The organism is Ruegeria sp. CL5 (assembly GCF_056536485.1).
The window spans coordinates 297,364-313,089 of record NZ_JBQFPS010000005.1 but is presented as its reverse complement, the minus strand read 5'-3'; the positions used below and the strand labels follow the sequence as shown (position 1 = coordinate 313,089).

Annotated in this window: 14 protein-coding genes; 3 read left to right on the top strand and 11 right to left on the bottom strand. The window is 56.5% G+C overall.

Annotated elements, in window-relative coordinates; all coding sequences use genetic code 11:
- From ACR0IU_RS11455 to ACR0IU_RS11415, 9 genes are all read right to left on the bottom strand, one after another.
- A partial coding sequence (locus tag ACR0IU_RS11455; protein ID WP_480716342.1) for a Na+/H+ antiporter NhaC family protein occupies positions 1–1,002 on the bottom strand: 1,002 nt, incomplete at its 3' end.
- 690 nt (positions 1,003–1,692) lie between these two features.
- Positions 1,693–2,145 carry an SRPBCC family protein gene (locus ACR0IU_RS11450; protein ID WP_170774773.1) on the bottom strand — a complete coding sequence of 151 codons (453 nt, stop codon included), beginning with the start codon at positions 2,143–2,145 and terminating at the stop codon, positions 1,693–1,695.
- Positions 2,146–2,251: 106 nt separating this feature from the next.
- On the bottom strand, positions 2,252–3,064 hold the full coding sequence (locus tag ACR0IU_RS11445) for an XdhC family protein (protein WP_170471737.1): 813 nt from the start codon (positions 3,062–3,064) through the stop codon (positions 2,252–2,254).
- A 12-nt stretch (positions 3,065–3,076) separates the two neighbouring features.
- The gene (locus ACR0IU_RS11440; protein WP_480716351.1) at positions 3,077–4,264 is read right to left on the bottom strand and encodes a vWA domain-containing protein; all 1,188 of its coding nucleotides are present in this window, start codon (positions 4,262–4,264) and stop codon (positions 3,077–3,079) included.
- Positions 4,264–5,130, bottom strand: coding sequence for an AAA family ATPase (locus ACR0IU_RS11435; RefSeq protein WP_480716341.1), 867 nt, complete (start codon positions 5,128–5,130; stop codon positions 4,264–4,266). The genes ACR0IU_RS11440 and ACR0IU_RS11435 overlap by 1 nt, the downstream gene beginning before the upstream one ends.
- A gap of 53 nt (positions 5,131–5,183) precedes the next feature.
- Complete coding sequence (locus tag ACR0IU_RS11430) at positions 5,184–7,601, bottom strand: aerobic carbon-monoxide dehydrogenase large subunit (RefSeq protein ID WP_480716340.1); 2,418 nt, start codon at positions 7,599–7,601, stop codon at positions 5,184–5,186.
- Positions 7,598–8,092, bottom strand: a complete 495-nt coding sequence (locus ACR0IU_RS11425) for a (2Fe-2S)-binding protein (RefSeq protein WP_093963851.1) — start codon at positions 8,090–8,092, stop codon at positions 7,598–7,600. Before ACR0IU_RS11425 ends, ACR0IU_RS11430 begins: the two co-directional genes overlap by 4 nt.
- A 14-nt stretch (positions 8,093–8,106) precedes the next feature.
- The gene (locus ACR0IU_RS11420) at positions 8,107–8,940 is read right to left on the bottom strand and encodes an FAD binding domain-containing protein (RefSeq protein WP_480716339.1); all 834 of its coding nucleotides are present in this window, start codon (positions 8,938–8,940) and stop codon (positions 8,107–8,109) included.
- Positions 8,941–9,080: 140 nt separating this feature from the next.
- Positions 9,081–10,163 carry an MHYT domain-containing protein gene (locus tag ACR0IU_RS11415; RefSeq protein ID WP_480716338.1) on the bottom strand — a complete coding sequence of 361 codons (1,083 nt, stop codon included), beginning with the start codon at positions 10,161–10,163 and terminating at the stop codon, positions 9,081–9,083.
- Between the two features lie 876 nt (positions 10,164–11,039).
- Between ACR0IU_RS11415 and ACR0IU_RS11410 the strand changes: the two genes are divergently transcribed.
- From ACR0IU_RS11410 to ACR0IU_RS11400, 3 genes are all read left to right on the top strand, one after another.
- Positions 11,040–11,243: a hypothetical protein gene (locus ACR0IU_RS11410; protein WP_480716337.1), complete on the top strand. Its 204-nt coding sequence runs from the start codon at positions 11,040–11,042 to the stop codon at positions 11,241–11,243.
- On the top strand, positions 11,240–11,959 hold the full coding sequence (locus tag ACR0IU_RS11405; protein ID WP_480716350.1) for an alpha/beta fold hydrolase: 720 nt from the start codon (positions 11,240–11,242) through the stop codon (positions 11,957–11,959). Before ACR0IU_RS11410 ends, ACR0IU_RS11405 begins: the two co-directional genes overlap by 4 nt.
- A 390-nt stretch (positions 11,960–12,349) precedes the next feature.
- Complete coding sequence (locus tag ACR0IU_RS11400) at positions 12,350–13,891, top strand: ankyrin repeat domain-containing protein (RefSeq protein ID WP_480716336.1); 1,542 nt, start codon at positions 12,350–12,352, stop codon at positions 13,889–13,891.
- 48 nt (positions 13,892–13,939) lie between these two features.
- On the opposite strand, the gene ACR0IU_RS11395 is transcribed toward ACR0IU_RS11400, so the two are convergent.
- Positions 13,940–14,395, bottom strand: coding sequence for a GNAT family N-acetyltransferase (locus tag ACR0IU_RS11395; RefSeq protein ID WP_480716335.1), 456 nt, complete (start codon positions 14,393–14,395; stop codon positions 13,940–13,942).
- 318 nt (positions 14,396–14,713) lie between these two features.
- Positions 14,714–15,664: a helix-turn-helix transcriptional regulator gene (locus ACR0IU_RS11390; protein ID WP_480716334.1), complete on the bottom strand. Its 951-nt coding sequence runs from the start codon at positions 15,662–15,664 to the stop codon at positions 14,714–14,716.
- Positions 15,665–15,726 lie beyond the last annotated feature (62 nt).

Here is a 15,726-nt window from a genome sequence, read left to right as displayed (position 1 = left end):
CGCTCCGCCAAACCCCAAAGCCAGCAGCACCAGTGAAATCGTCCACATCATAGACTGAATACCGCCGCGGTTCAGCAAGGGATCGATCTCCGGAACCCCAGTATCGATCGAATAGCCGCTGTTGGCGAAGATGAACGTCTCATGCAGTCCAGCCCCCTGACAGAAGATAGCCATGATGCCGCCCGCAACGGCGCCTGCGAACAGTGACGGGATCGGAGGTTGTTTCATGACCGCCAGCACGATGACCAGAACGGCCGGAAACAGCATGATCGGCGAAATCCAGAAAGCGTCGTCCAGCGCTGTGGTGATCGCGTGAATGCGGTCAAACGATACCTGGGATGTGTCGATCAGAGTGAAGCCGGCGACAAAATAAATTACCAGTGCAATCAGCATGGAAGGAACTGTAGTTGGAAGCATATTCCGAATGTGATCGAACAGATTAGTCCCCGTCACAGCAGGTGCCAGGTTTGTCGTATCTGATAAAGGCGAGATCTTGTCTCCAAAGAATGCACCAGAGACTACCGCCCCTGCTGTCCAGTACATTGGAATGCCGAACCCGGCTCCAATACCCATCAGCGCTAATCCGACGGTGCCTGTCGTTCCCCACGAAGTGCCCAAAGAAACGGAGACAATAGAGCAAAGGACCATTCCTGCGGCGAGGAAAAGCTCGGGCGACAAAATCCTGAGACCATAGTAGATCAGCGACGGGACGGTGCCGCTTGCGATCCACACTCCGATGATCATCCCCACTGTGATCAGTATCGAGACCGACGGTAGGGAGATATTGATAACGTGGAACACGCCCTCTTCGATACTGGGCCATTTGTGACCCAACATGAGGCCAACGATGCCTGTGATTGCGATTCCGAATGCCAGTGGGATGTGTGGAGTGAAGTCACCGAAATAGAATAGTTGCAGCCCAAGCACACACAGGGTCAGTACTATTGGTACGAGGGCCAGCACCAAGCCGGGCTGCCGTATGTTGTCTTCATTCCCAGACATATGGGTCTCCTCCTTTGGAATGGTCCAGAACCGTGATGATCTGCGGAAGAAACCAAGTTTGGCGTTGTGAGGCTGTCGATCAGAGCGCACATCTTGTTAGAATTTGCGACATTGGGGCGTCGGATTTCGGCGTCTTCGAATGAACTGAAGACTGACCTTTGCAATCACGCCAAACAATTTACCTGCGTTTAGGCCATCTCACCCCTTTTTTTGGGAACACCTTACAATTTTTGATCGAATTGAAGTGATTCTGTTGGTCACCGCCCAAAGCGGCCCTTGAATCGAAAGTGGCGATGCTGCGCCTGTAAGCCGTATTACTGACATTCGCTGCAACTGCATTTTCGTAGTTGTGCACTTACACGCACTGCAAACAATGCAGCCAGCGCTTGATCAGCAAAAAGTGTGTGCCAAAGTGTAACTTCTCATCGCGGCCATGGTTTGGCGTCCGGTGCCTCCCTCTTGGGAAATTGCTGCCGTAACCCCCTGCCGGGCAGTGGATGATGGGCGCGGATCACGGTGCTGTCGATCATATGCAGGTTGTGAGGAACGGCTCCGCTTTGGTTCAAAGTATCCATGTTCGACTTCCATAGAAGGGCTGACAAGTATAGACCTGACAACACCGCTTCAGCGGATCAACAATTTTGCGCAAAACCGCTTGATTGGGATGGCCCCGTTACCGAAGTCCAAACCCTAGCCGACGCGTTGCTCGGCGACGATTTCCCCAAACTTGTCGAAAAACTTGGCTGAAAGTTTTTTTGCAGTCCCAGCAATCAACCGGCTGCCCAATTGCGCTATTTTTCCTCCGATTGTGACTTTGGCAGTATAGGATAAAACTGTTTCCTCGCCCTCCGTGCTAAGATTGACATCCGCACCCCCTTTGGCAAAGCCCGCAGCGCCACCTTTTCCTTCACCAGTCAGGGAAAACTCATCCGGAGCTTTGGAGTTGTCCAACGTCACTTCGCCGCTGAACCGAGCTTTGACGGGGCCGATTTTGAGCACGACTTTGGCCTCCAAGTGCTCGGGAGAATGTTGGATCAGTTCCTCACACCCAGGAATGCACTCTCTCAACACATCCGGATCATTCAGCGCTCGGTACACGACGTCACGCGGAGCAGAGATACGGATTTCGTCATTTAGTTCCATTTGAGAGTCCTTTACTCAACAGCATCTTGGGAAAACGCGAAGTGCGGTCTCGGTCGCCTCTTCCGGGGTCTGTTCCGGCTTCACAGTCCGAAGGGATTGCAACCATCTACGCCATTTTTTCATCATGCGACGTCTCCTCGGAATTGTCTGAATTCCGCCAGAGGATGATCTCGGCGAGGATCGACAGGGCGATTTCGTGCGGGTCGATTCCATGGATATCCAGACCGGCCGGTGACTTGAGCCGACTGGTTTGCTCAGCGGTCAATCCCTGCGCTTCCAACCTCTCGCATAACACCTTGGCCTTGCGGTGGCTCGCGACCATCGAAACGCGTCGTGCTGGTGATTCAAGCGCAGATTTCAGCGCTGCGCCATCGCCCTTCCCTTGTGAGGCGACCACCGCGAAATCGCGTGGTTCAACCCCCAATGCGTTTAGGTCATTTGGATCAAAACCGATGAATTCCACCGAGCTTTCGGAACCTTCAGGCAAACAAACACGCAACCCGATCAGCGCCGCGTGCGCGGCAAGCGCGTGTGCAATCGGAGACTCTCCGAAAATGATCAAGCGCGGGGCGTGCTGATAGGGTTCGATCAGCAAATCGACCGTTCCGCCCGAAGGACAACCGCTTTTGAAGGTCTCAACACCATCCGGGTCTGTCATCGCCACTACCTTGTCTGAAGGTTTCACGCGGATCATTTTCGGAGTTCCACCCGCAAGTGCCTCCTGCGCCGATGCGCGTACAACGCGCTGCACGCACGCTCCGCCCAGATGCCCCAATATACAGCCGTCCCGCATAATCACGGCCTTGCCACCTGCCTTGGCCGAAGTTGCGTCGGCAGTGCGAAGGACCGTTGCCACGCAAAAGGCATCGCCTTTTTTGCGCAACTCCTCAATCGTGTCGAAAATGTCGAAACCTGCCATCGACGTGTCCTTTCACAGTTTTCGGAACTCGGGTTCCAACGCCGCCAGCGCGTCGAGCGTGTTGGCCGGCAGGTGCGCATCCAGATAAGGTTCTGCTGCCTGCATAGCGGCGGCAATGGGCTGATAGTCTTTCCATCCTTTAAGAGGATTCAGCCAAACAATCCGCCGCGCCTTGCGCCGAATCCGAGCCAGAGCATCTCCCAGGGCCTCAGGTGACTCGCTGCAATAACCGTCTGAGAGGATCAATACGATCGTCCGCCCGTTCAATGCGCGAGCACCATATCCGTTCAGAAACCTCTCAAGGCTTCCCGAGATGTCGGTCCCACCGCCGAACCCTTCGGCCATCAGCGATAACCGCCCTGCCGCGCGTAACGAGTCGTGGTCGCGCAGCGCATCCGTTACGCGCATCAGGCGGGTATGGAAGAGATAGGCGTCCGCCTCTGTTCCACTGCCGATCAGACCCTTGAGGAAGGCCAGAAAAACCCGCGAATAGACCGTCATCGATCCGCTGACGTCACACAAGGCCACAATCCGCATTGGGCGTGATGGGCGAGCCCGGCGATACAGATCCATCGGCTCTCCTCCTCGTGCGAGGCTGGCGCGTTGTATCCGACGCATATCCAGAGCCGGTCCACGTAACGCTTGTTTCTGTCGACGTGAGCGCCGGTCGCGGATCGCACGCGCGATGGCGGTTGCGGCCTGTTCCGCCTGCCGCAGCGCGTCTTCATCCATCAACTCGCGCAAATCCCGGCGCGACAGGTTCGCCGTACGGGTTGCAATCAGCTTCCCGTCTCTCCCCACGGCCTCCCCATCGCCGGGATCGGGTGCGGCGGCCTGATCCGTGCCGGTCTCGGATTCCTGACTATCCTGGCTCTCTTGCTGCCAGATCATCGGCTTGGCGGATTGGACCCGCACATGAGCCGTTTGTGCGGTTCCCGTGCGTTGCTTGCCGGTGTTGAACCAATAGGCTTCGAACAGGTCATCGAACCGCCGCCAATCGTCAGCGTCGCCGGCCAGTAACACGCAAAGTGCCTGTTGGGCCTGTCTGACATCCATCGCCTCGACCGCCGCCAGCGCAGCCAATGCATCCCCCGTTTCAGCTGGCCCGACGCGTAGTCCGTTCATACGCAAATGCGCGATGAAGCCGGACATTCGTTCCGACAAACCAGATGCGCGAGCGGGGAACCGGGTGACCTGCATCACGCCACCTTTCCGATCAAACGATCCGTCACCTCGGGCGGAGCAGCGTCGTAATCGGCGGCGGTTTTCAGAAGGCAAACCAACGTGGCTTGAACCTCTTCGCGGGACTGCGCCATGTCGTTTACACCCAGCCCCGAAAGGGCCGCCGCCCAGTCCAACATTTCGGCAATGCCGGGGGTCTTCTCCAAGTCTTCTTTGCGCAGCGCCTGCACAACGCCAACAATCTGGCGCGCCAACAGCCCTTCAACTTCGGGCATGCGGGCTTTCAGGATCGCTATTTCCGTTTCACGTGATGGGTAGTCGAGGAAACTATATAGGCAACGACGCCGCAGCGCGTCCGAAAGATCCCGCGTCCCATTCGCCGTCAGGATCACGATGGGCCGCGAACGCGCCTTGATGGTGCCAAGCTCGGGGATGGTGATCTGAAAATCCGACAAAATCTCAAGCAGATAGGCCTCAAACTCCTCATCCGCCCGGTCGATTTCATCGATCAGAAGAACAGGTGGTTCTTCTTCACTGATCGCTTCTAGTAAAGGTCGCTTCAGCAAATAGTCATCAGTGAATAGCTGGGCCTCCCTGGTGCCACCCTGTGCCTCGCTTGCACGAATGGCCAGCAACTGGCGCTGGTAATTCCATTCATATATCGCGTGGCTGGCATCCAACCCTTCGTAGCATTGCAACCGGATCAACCGCGCCGCGCGCTGTGCTGCCAACGCCTTTGCGACCTCGGTTTTACCGACCCCTGCTGGCCCTTCCAACAGCAGCGGACGCCCAAGCAACTGCGCCAGATGAAGCGCCATCGCCAATCGGTCATCGGCAACGTAGCCCACCTCGGCCAAGCCTTGCTGAATGTGCTGCAAGCTCATGCAATTCTCCCGGATTGCCGCCGCGCCGTATTCCAGCGCGGCAGCTTTTCCTGTTAGCCGTGCATTCCCAGACCGTTGGCGATCTTCCAGATACGCCAGTGGTCATGCGGCATGTGGCTTTGGACTAGGCCGAAAGGACGGAAGGCATCATGCACCGCGTTCGAGAACGAAGGAACGCCACCGACATTTGGGCTTTCGCCAACGCCTTTTGCACCGATCGGGTGGTGCGGAGACGGCGTCACCGTGTGATCGGTGGTGTAGTTGGGCGTCTCCCACGCGGTGGGCAAGAAGAAGTCCATCAACGTACCGGTCTTGACGTTACCCATCTCATCATACGCGATTTCCTGACCCATAGCGATTGCCAGAGCCTCGGTCACGCCGCCATGGACCTGACCTTCGATGATCATGGGGTTGATCCGGGTCCCGCAATCGTCCAGCGCATAGAACTGCCGGACCTCCCATTCGCCGGTATCGACGTCGATCTCCATGACGCAGATATAGGCCCCGAACGGGTAGGTCATGTTCGGCGGGTCATAGTAGCTTACGGCCTCCAGACCGGGTTCCAGCCCCGGAATCGCCTGATTATATGCGGCAAAGGCGATTTCTTTCATCGTCTTGAACCGCTCAGGCGCACCTTTGACCGAGAACCGATCCACGTCCCATTCGACATCGTCGTCGTGGACCTCAAGCAAGTAAGCCGCGATCATCTGCGCCTTGGCACGGATTTTGCGGGCGGCCATCGCCGTTGCCGCACCGGCCACAGGTGTCGACCGAGACCCATAGGTGCCAAGCCCATAGGGCGCGGTATCAGTGTCGCCTTCTTCCAGCGTGATGTCATCGGCAGGCAGGCCGATCTCGCTGGCGATAATCTGGGCGAAGGTCGTTGCATGACCCTGACCCTGACTGATCGTCCCCAGCCGTGCGATGGCGGAACCCGTCGGGTGGATACGGATTTCGCAGCTATCAAACATGCCCAACCCAAGGATATCGCAGTTCTTGACTGGTCCAGCCCCGACGATTTCGGTGAAATGCGTCAGGCCGATGCCCAGCAGCTTACGGGTCTTTCCGGCTTTGAAATCCTCGATCCGCTGCGCCTGTTCCGCCCGCAGACCGTGATAGTCCACGGCCTTCAATGCCTTATCCCAAGCAGTGTGATAATCGCCCGAGTCATACTCCCAACCCAGCGCTGACTGGTACGGGAATTGATCAGCCTTGATAAAGTTGATCCGGCGCAGCTCGGCTGCGTCCATGTTCAACTTGATCGCCAGTACTTCGATCATCCGTTCGATGAAATAGGCGGCCTCGGTCACACGGAAAGAGCAGCGATAGGCCACACCACCCGGTGCCTTGTTGGTGTAGACACCATCGACGGCCAGATAGGCGGTTGGGATGTCATACGACCCGGTGCAGATGTTCATGAACCCGGCTGGGAACTTCGTCGGGTCGGCACAGGCGTCAAATCCACCATGATCTGCTGTTGTATGGCACCACAAGCCGGTGATTTTCCCGTCTTTCGTGGCAGCTATCTTGCCCTGCATCCAGTAATCGCGGGCAAAGGCGGTGGACATAAGGTTTTCCATCCGGTTCTCGACCCATTTCACCGGCTGGCCGGTGACAATCGAGGCGACGACCGAGCAGACATAGCCCGCATAGGCGCCAACCTTGTTGCCAAAGCCACCACCGATATCAGGGCTTATCACCCGGATATTGTGCTCGGCCAGACCCGAGATTAGCGACACAACAGTCCGGATCGCGTGGGGGGCCTGGAAGGTGCCATACAGCGTCAACTTGCCGGTCACCTTATCCATCGAGGCAACACAGCCGCAGGTCTCCAGCGGGCAGGGATGGGTCCGATGGTAATAAACCATCTCTTCGGCCACAACATCGGCCTCGCCCAGAACGGCTTCGGTCGCGTCTTTGTCGCCCTGTTCCCAGGTGAAGATGTGGTTGTGATGCTTACGCGGCCCATGGGCGCCTTCAGTCTGACCTGCGAGATCTTCACGCAGGACAACGTTCGATTTCAGCGCCTCGAACGGGTCGGTCAGGACGGGAAGTTCTTCGTAGTCAACCTCAACCAGCTCTGCCGCATCAGCAGCGATGTACCGATTTTCGGCAACGACATAGGCAACTTCCTGACCTTGGAACAGAACCTTACCATCGGCCAGAACCATCTGCTTGTCACCTGCCAGCGTCGGCATCCAATGCAAACCCAGCGGAGCCAGATCCTCGGCTGTCAACACGGCAACCACACCGGGCATGGCCAGCGCGTCGTCTTTGTTCACGCTGACGACGCGGGCGTGGGCATAAGGCGAGCGGACGAATGCGCCGAACAGCATGCCGTCCAGCTTGATGTCGTCGACATAGTTGCCCTTGCCTTGGGTAAAGCGCACATCCTCGACGCGTTTGCGCGAGCTTCCCATCCCTTTGAGATTGGCGGCGCGTTCTTCTGGGGTCATTGTTTGATCGTTCATTCCGCGGCCTCCTTCTGAGCATTGAGCATGTCAGCCGAGGCTGAGATCGCCTTGACGATGTTCTGATACCCGGTACAGCGGCAGAGGTTCCCCGCCATGCCAAAGCGGATTTCTTCCTCAGTCGGATTCGGGTTTTCCTGCAGCAGGCGATGCGCGCGGGTGATCATGCCCGGCGTGCAGAAGCCGCACTGTAGCCCGTGATGTTCGCGGAACATTTCCTGCAGAACACCCAGGCTGCCATCGTCATTGGTCAGGCCTTCGACAGTGGTAATATCAGCACCGTTTACTTGCGCGACAAAGGTCGTGCAGGATTTGACGGATTTACCGTCGATATCCACGGTGCAGGCGCCGCAATGGCTGGTCTCGCACCCAATATGAGGACCGGTGATTTTCAGATCTTCCCGCAGGAAGTGGATCAACAGCGTGCGCGGCTCAGCCAGACCTTCGACCTGCTTGCCGTTCACGGTGAGTTTGACGTGCATTTTCGACATGAGTGTTTCTCCCCTCAGACCGCACGGCTTTGAGCACGGTCGATGGCGCGGCGCAGCATCACAGCAGCCACGTGTTTCTTGAATTCGACGGGGCCGCGGTTGTCAGCGACCGGGTCGATCGCGTCGAGCATCGCGGCGACACAGCCGCTGACGTCTCCGTCGGCCAGCGCATTGCTTGCGCTCTCGGACCAGATGGGGGTGTCTGCCAGATTGGTCATCGCAACCGAGGCCTGACCGTTGCCAACCATCACAGAAGCCGCAGCGGTCGCATAGTCGCCGATCTTGCGTTTCTGTTTTTCATAGGCCTGACCAACGCCCGCGCCCGGCACGGGGATTGAAATCCGGGTGAGGATTTCCTCATCCTCACGAGCGGTAAAGTACGCCGCCTCGTAGAACTCTCGTGCCGCCACGCGGCGGGTGCCGTCAGGACCGGAAAGCTCGAATGTCGCGTTCATGCATTGCATCAGCCCGGGCATGTCGTTGCCGGGATCGCCATTGGCGACATTGCCGCCGACAGTCCCCATGTAACGCACCTGAGGGTCCGCAATCTGCAGAGCAGCCTCGCGGATCAGCGGAATGGCGGTAGCCAGACCATCATGGGTGATCAATTCATGCTGCGTAACCATCGCGCCAAGCGAGACGGTTTCCGACCCAATCTGGATGCCTTTCAATTCCTCAATGGCCTGCAGATCAACCAGATGGCCCATCTCGGCCATGCGTAGCTTCATCATGGGGATCAGGCTGTGCCCGCCCGCGATCACGCGCGCTTCATCTCCGTGTTTCTGTAGGATGCCAATGGCCGAGGCGATATCGCCTGGCCGGTGATACTCAAAACCGGCTGGTATCATATTTTTCCTCCCTGGGTCCAAGCGGTGTGCCTTGGGGATCCTGCGAAGTAGGAAAGAACGTGTGACTTAAGGCTTCCAGCGATCGGGAACAGGTCGCGCTGCTTGTTTCACGAAATGCGAATAGGTTGCACGAACTGCGGTCAGAGGCCGAGAGCATCGCGAATGTCCGTCAGGCGGGACCGGCTGACCGGCACTTTGGTCAACGCGTCGACACCGTCAAAATAACAGGTGCCGTTGTCTTTGTGACGCTCAAAGCTAGAGACGTGTTTGGGGTTCACCAGATAGCTGCGATGGGCACGCAAAAACCCGTCTGGTTTCAGGCGGTTCTCGGCCTCGGTGATCGACCAAGGGCAGAACAGTTTTTCAGCACCCATATAGAGAACGGTATAATGCCCCTCGGCCCGAATGGCGGCGATGCGGTTGGGTTCGGCGAAAAAAGTCTGACCCTCGCGCTCGAACGGAACACCGGCACGCAGGGCTGCGGGTTCTGCAGGACGTTCGGGTGCAGGCGCCTCCTTAGGTTCGATGAACGAGATACCCGTCAGCAGGAACGCTCCGCAAATCAGAAACACCGAAACTGTGACACCCATCGCCAGAACCTGATTGTCGAGCGCGGGTCCCGCGCCACCGGTGCTGTCGCTGGCCACGAAATCAGTCAGGCTGGTAGCCACAAAATGCATAGTGAACACGGCCAGCCCAAAGCAGACCGTACCCAAGAGAATATTGCGCTGCGTGCGATTACCATAGGCGACCCAGATGGCCGCAACCGACAGTATCACCGAAGCCAACGTCGCCAACACCACATCCAATGCATTATAGACGGGACGGCACAGCTGCATTCCGGCCATTCCGATATAGTGCATCACCACGATCCCTAGGCCTACGATCACCCCAGACCCGATCATAATCTGAGGCGTGCGTGGGCGAAAATGCAGCAGCAAAAGCGCCAGTCCAACCATCAGGATCGCGACCAGAGCAGAAATCAGTGTGATCAGAGCGTCATAGTAAAACAGGATCGGCAGTTGCAGACCCAGCATGGCGACAAAATGCATCGACCAGATGCCGCCACCCAGAATGACTGCCGCCAGAGCAACCACAAGCTTACGCCGCTGACTGTCAAGCTGGGATGCACCATGGGTCAGATACAGCCCGGTAAATCCCGCCATCAGCGACACGGCCAAAGAGGCCGCCACAAGCCAGGCGTTGTGCGAATAGTCCAGCATATAGGTGTACCCGCCCTCCCCAGCGCGTGTCTGACGTTAGCAAACTGAAATTCCCGGCACAATCTACTCTGGCCGGACTGCAGCAGCACGCGCAGAGGAATTCGAACCGGTCTCAATGAAGCTTGCAAAGCTGTCTTGTGTCCGGCACCGAGTTCGCGCCATTCGGCAGCAGCGCCGGAACGTGTCTGCACGAAAATGTCCTGGCTAGAAAGGGATCGCTCTTAGTTAAAGTGATTGCGGATTTAGGTATGAAAGGTGGCGATTACTGGACATTCAATTCAAGTTGCGTCCAAGCAAGCTTCACCGCTAAAGACATTTTGCCTGCCTCCTACGGCTACCGACCCTATCCAGACGATCACGATGTAGAGTACGGGCCTGACCGGAGCGAAGATCCAATAGGCCCGAAGGCTACGTGACCAAATAGGCACTAACGCGTTTGAACACTTCACGAATACACTGTCCATCTTCGGATCACTATATCGCCTTGCGACCGGCCACGTGCCTTTTTGTCCAGATCTCAGGCCGTGCCTCAGGCTGACATCAGATAGGGGATTTCCTTGTTGTAGCATAGCGCTGACAAGTCGGCTGCGCGTCGGCTTCCAATTTTCCCTTTTTAAGCAGAACATAGTTCGCGAAGTCAGCTTCGGGCTGGAAGAGGTAGCTCGTGGCCCGAAGCGGTCTTCCGACTACGGTAGCTGTCGCTGCGGTGCGGTCCGTCAGAGGAGACATTCGCCGCAAGCGCGAAGTTGAGCACTCTGCGAACCGGAAGTTTGCGAACGAAGTTGCCATTCAATCGTGAATTGCGAATGTCCGCTTGTGAGAAAACTCTGAAAGATGCAAATTTAGCTAACAGAAACAGAAATGCAGGGGGCAGGATTGTCACCTATCGAAGCTGTACGTACGCCAGACGACTGTTTTCTGAACTTGCCTGATTTCGCCTGGCATCCTCAATACGAAGATCAGTTGGCCGGGTATAAAGGTCTGCGGATGGCAAGAATAGACGAAGGTCCACAGGATGCAGAGCGGGTGTTCTTGTGCCTACATGGGCAGCCGTCTTGGGTTTTTTATATCGGCATATGATCCCGGTCTTTCTAGAGACTGGCGCCCGAGTTGTTGTTCCTGACCTATTCGGTTTCGGCCGGTCTGACAAACCTATCCAAGACAATTGCTACACTTTCACATTTCACAGACAGAGCTTGATCGAGTTGATTGAAACGCTCGATCTCAAAGGAATTACACTCGTTGTACAGGATTGGGGTGGGCTTCTTGGTCTTACCATTCCACCAGACATGCCTGATCGCTTCAATCGGCTATTGGTTATGAACACAGTTCTTGGCTTGGGTGGCGGTAGCAGCGAAGGGTTCGATGCATGGAGGGATTTCCACCGAACCCACCCGGACTATGACGTGGCCGCATTGTTTCAAAAGTACGTGCCCGGCATGAGCGATGAAGTTGCGGCCGCTTACGCCGCCCCTTTCCCGGACGCGCGTTATCGGGGCGGGGTGCGGAAGTTCCCGTCGCTGGTGATGACCGAACCCGACATGGAGGGCGTTGATGTATCACGACGTGCAGCGGCATGGTGGAGAACTGACTGGTCTGGCGACAGCTTCATGGCGATAGGAGAAGCAGATGTTCTGATCCCGCCGAGGCTGATGAAACGCATGCACGAAATATTGGGCGTAGTTCGCCCACCTCTGATGTTGCCAGACGCAGGACACTTCGTTCAGGAGACCAACGGCGAACAAGTTGCTCGCGCGGGCTTGTCTGCATGGGAAGATGTAGGGCATCCCAGTTAGCCTTAATGGTTTAGAAATCGGACCTTCCTGCAGACCACAGCATCAGTTACTTCGGGGCTCATTGCCGCCGCTGGGGCTGGTTGCAGCAACTCAGTTCGGAGCATTGCTACTGCCCGCAAGACAGCCCAATGCCGACGTCTACTAGCTAACCGAATTGCTGCGGTCGCAAGCCACATTACAACCATTCGCTGCGCTATAGCTGCTAGGGCGCCTGGCGTATCGCATCCTGCTTGCGACACGCGATGGCACGCGATAATCTACCTCTAGGCCGTTTGAGGCGGCCACCCGGTCCGCGGAAAGCTGTCATCGGCACCTCTCAACGAATGTGTGAAAACCACATCGGTTTCTCTGCCCGGTTTAGCGGACCTTCGGGCAACGGAGGGAAGACCGATGACCAAATCACTCGACCAACTGCGCCGTGACGCAAAGGCCTTGGGTAATGCTCTTGCTGAGGGCGACAAAGGTGCAATGCTGCGCATCCATGGCATTGTTACCATGCCCAAAGACGGGGTCTACAAACACGCGGATTGTCTGCATGTCATAGCGCGAGAGACCGGATACGCTTCGTGGCCAGCATTGAAACTCGCGGTTGAAACACAAGGGATGGATCGCGCACAAAAGCAGGGACGGCTGCGTTGGGCGCTTTACAACGGCTCAAAAGAGACGATCGTGCATCTGCTTGCAGATGAGCCGGATCTTGCAGACGATCAGGTGCCTCTTCTCGTCGCTCTCTATGACGTAGCCGCGATGCGCAAGATCCTTGTTCAGGATGCCGGTGCTGCGACACGCGAATACCCGTCACGGCGGCCAATGTGCCATCTGGCGTTTTCGAAATACATCAAGACAGCGCCTGAGAAAGAACCCGAGATGCTCGCCATGGCGGAATTGCTTGTCGAACACGGCGCTGACGTAAATGACAGTTTTGCATTCGATTCCGAGACAGACCACCGCCTGTCCGCGCTCTATGGCGCCATCGGCCATGCAGACAACATGCCTTTGGCCAGGTGGCTGTTGGAGCATGGGGCAAATCCCGACGACAATGAATCCCTCTACCATTCCACTGAACTGGGCCATACCAAAGGCCTTCGTTTGTTGCTGGAACATGGGGCAAATCCGAAAGGAACAAATGCGTTGCCGAGGGCGATTGATTTCAACAGCACCGATGCAGTCCGGCTGTTGCTGGACCACGGCGCTGATCCCAATGAAGGCATCAATCCTCATCCGTCGGGTGAACCTTCCTTGGTGATCCCAGCCTTGCATCAGGCGGCCCGGCGTTTGGCTTCGGGCGAAATCGCTCGGCTTTTGTTGGAGCACGGCGCGAACTCAAGTGCTATTAGCCGCGGCCACTCTCCCTATGCCTTTGCCCGCGTCTTCGGAAACAGGGATGTCGCGTCGGTTCTAGAATGCGCTGGTGTATCCACGCAGTTGACGTCGACCGAAGAGCAACTCGTGCGGGCAGCGGACGCGACGTCTAAGGAGGACGACCAGATCGACATGAATAGCCTGTCGCAAGAGATGAGGTTTCTTCTTTGCCGCCTCGTCTGGCGCGAAGGAACCCTGCCTCACATGCATCGACTGGTCGAAATTGGCTTTGACCCAAATCTGCCGGACGAAATGGGAATGCCGCCCCTGCACCTTGCCGGTTGGGAAGGAATGCCCGACGTCATGTCGTATTTCCTGAACCAAAACCCGGACCTGAACCACACAAATGCCTACGGAGGGACACTGCTGTCAACGATTGTTCACGGGTCCGAAAACTGCCCACAAAAGGCGCATCGCCATCACATCGAATGCGCGCGTCTGGCGCTGGAGACCGGTGTGGCGCTTCCGCGAAAGGCCTCGCAATTTGCAACGGTTCCCGAGATGTCCGCCTTTCTTGCTGACTGGGCGGAAGCGCATCCCCTGCAAGTCTCGGAACACGGAGTCGTCTAAGGTTCGAAGTTCTTGTGCCAGACGTACAGGCTGCCATAGCCAGATTGTTTAACGACTGACCTTCATCGGCAGGATCGGCCCCCAGGGCGTTTGCCGCGCTTCACCAAAGGCAGAGAATCCCGCGTTGTGATAGGCCGCGATCGCCCGCGCATTCTCCGGGTGCGGATCTGTTGCGATAACCCGGACTCCTGCGGAAAACACCCGTTTAAGATGCTCAGAGATAAAGGCCGGACCGTGCCCGCGCCCGATCATATCTGGCTCACCAATAAACTGGTCGATGCCCCGAGATCCCTGCGGAAGGGAATAGAAATGGAGATCCTCCCAACCGTGAACAGTGTAATCCTGGATATATGCAAACGGGCGTTCCGCAAGTGAAACGATCCATCTTCGGACTCGCACGTCTTCCAGTTCTTTGTTCGTGCTTGGCTCATTGGAATCCCACCATTCGCGAACATGTGGGTGCGATTGCAATTGCGAGATCATCGCAAGATCAGCCGACGTCATCTTGCAAAAGGCATATCGGTTAGGGGTAAGCATGGTAAAAGACAGCAAAAATGTGGCGAATGTTTAAGAGCATCTGACGGCCCCTTGGGACCTGGCGATATGCTCTTTTTAGGATCAATGGTTTGTTTTGGCGTTGCTCCGGCCCATAGCCGACCTTCGCCCTGCATTCTCAATGCTGCGCCAGCAGCCTGCTTTGCGGACATTCGCTGCAAGCGTCATCTTTGGGATTATTCAAACTCACATTTCGCGGGCAAAGCGCCAGTTCGTTGCCATCGCAAAGGATGCCCGCTTATCTTCACTAAGCAGACCTCGGCGAATTCAAGATACGTATAGATCGATAACTTTGCGGGCCTCAGCGATCACGTCTTCTCGAAATGCGGCTGGCTCATGGACCTCGGCCTCAGAACCCAACGATAAAACATCACGAACGGCCTTCACTCCAACCTCCATGTGTACGTTCACAGAGAACCATCCTTTTCGTTTCGGAATCTGAACAGGCGACTGCGATACAAAGCCCATTTCGTTTAACATGCGCAAGCCTGTTGAACTGACCCGAAGCGCGACTGGTTGAGACTTCAGGCGACGCTCGAACTCTGCGATCCAGCTGTGCCAAAAAGCGCTGACATCAAAAGTCTTCGGGCGCGAAAATGTTTCATCAAGAACCTTGATGCTCCGGACATTTGCAATCTTGTAGACACGTGGAGTTTCGACGAGCGCGATAAGGTACCAGTTTCCGGCTTTCAGGACAATCGCCAAGGGTGACACGACACGGTCCACGACACCGTTCCAGCTCTCGTATTCTATCGACAGTCGCCTTTCATTCCACACCGCTGAGGCAACCTCAGGCACAAATGGAGCCGCGGTCTTCTTTTGATACCAACCCAGCGGATCCAACAAAAACCTCTCGGAAACAAGAATGGCCTGATCGCGCGTCGAACCCGAGAGCGACGCCATGACTTTCAGCTCTGTCTGGCTCGCGGCTTCCAGCAAACCAAGATCATCCAATGCGGAGCCAAGCCCCGCCAGCAGCAGGCTGCGCGCTTCATCCGCATCAAGGCCTGTCAATCGGGTCTGGTATCCATCCATCAACCGATAGCCGCCGTTGCGCCCCCGCTCGGCATAAACGGGGACACCTGCGTAGCTTAGCTGATCGATGTCTCTGTGAATCGTGCGCAAGCTAACTTCAAATTCATCGGCCAATTGCTGCGCCGTCATCAGGCCACGGGATTGAAGGTGTAACAAAATTGACAGTAAGCGAGAGGATTTCATCGGCTCTCCAAAAAACATGACACGATATGTCGGGTTATTTCTCTCATAAGCTGTCATGTCAC

What these genes read in the sequence shown, in the direction of transcription:
- ACR0IU_RS11390 (WP_480716334.1), bottom strand. Translation starts at nt 15,664, where the DNA reads ATGAAATCCTCTCGCTTACTGTCAATTTTGTTACACCTTCAATCCCGT.
- ACR0IU_RS11425 (WP_093963851.1), bottom strand. Translation starts at nt 8,092, where the DNA reads ATGTCGAAAATGCACGTCAAACTCACCGTGAACGGCAAGCAGGTCGAA.
- ACR0IU_RS11400 (WP_480716336.1), top strand. Translation starts at nt 12,350, where the DNA reads ATGACCAAATCACTCGACCAACTGCGCCGTGACGCAAAGGCCTTGGGT.
- ACR0IU_RS11420 (WP_480716339.1), bottom strand. Translation starts at nt 8,940, where the DNA reads ATGATACCAGCCGGTTTTGAGTATCACCGGCCAGGCGATATCGCCTCG.
- ACR0IU_RS11440 (WP_480716351.1), bottom strand. Translation starts at nt 4,264, where the DNA reads ATGCAGGTCACCCGGTTCCCCGCTCGCGCATCTGGTTTGTCGGAACGA.
- ACR0IU_RS11450 (WP_170774773.1), bottom strand. Translation starts at nt 2,145, where the DNA reads ATGGAACTAAATGACGAAATCCGTATCTCTGCTCCGCGTGACGTCGTG.
- ACR0IU_RS11405 (WP_480716350.1), top strand. Translation starts at nt 11,240, where the DNA reads ATGATCCCGGTCTTTCTAGAGACTGGCGCCCGAGTTGTTGTTCCTGAC.
- ACR0IU_RS11395 (WP_480716335.1), bottom strand. Translation starts at nt 14,395, where the DNA reads ATGACGTCGGCTGATCTTGCGATGATCTCGCAATTGCAATCGCACCCA.
- ACR0IU_RS11415 (WP_480716338.1), bottom strand. Translation starts at nt 10,163, where the DNA reads ATGCTGGACTATTCGCACAACGCCTGGCTTGTGGCGGCCTCTTTGGCC.
- ACR0IU_RS11445 (WP_170471737.1), bottom strand. Translation starts at nt 3,064, where the DNA reads ATGGCAGGTTTCGACATTTTCGACACGATTGAGGAGTTGCGCAAAAAA.
- ACR0IU_RS11435 (WP_480716341.1), bottom strand. Translation starts at nt 5,130, where the DNA reads ATGAGCTTGCAGCACATTCAGCAAGGCTTGGCCGAGGTGGGCTACGTT.
- ACR0IU_RS11430 (WP_480716340.1), bottom strand. Translation starts at nt 7,601, where the DNA reads ATGAACGATCAAACAATGACCCCAGAAGAACGCGCCGCCAATCTCAAA.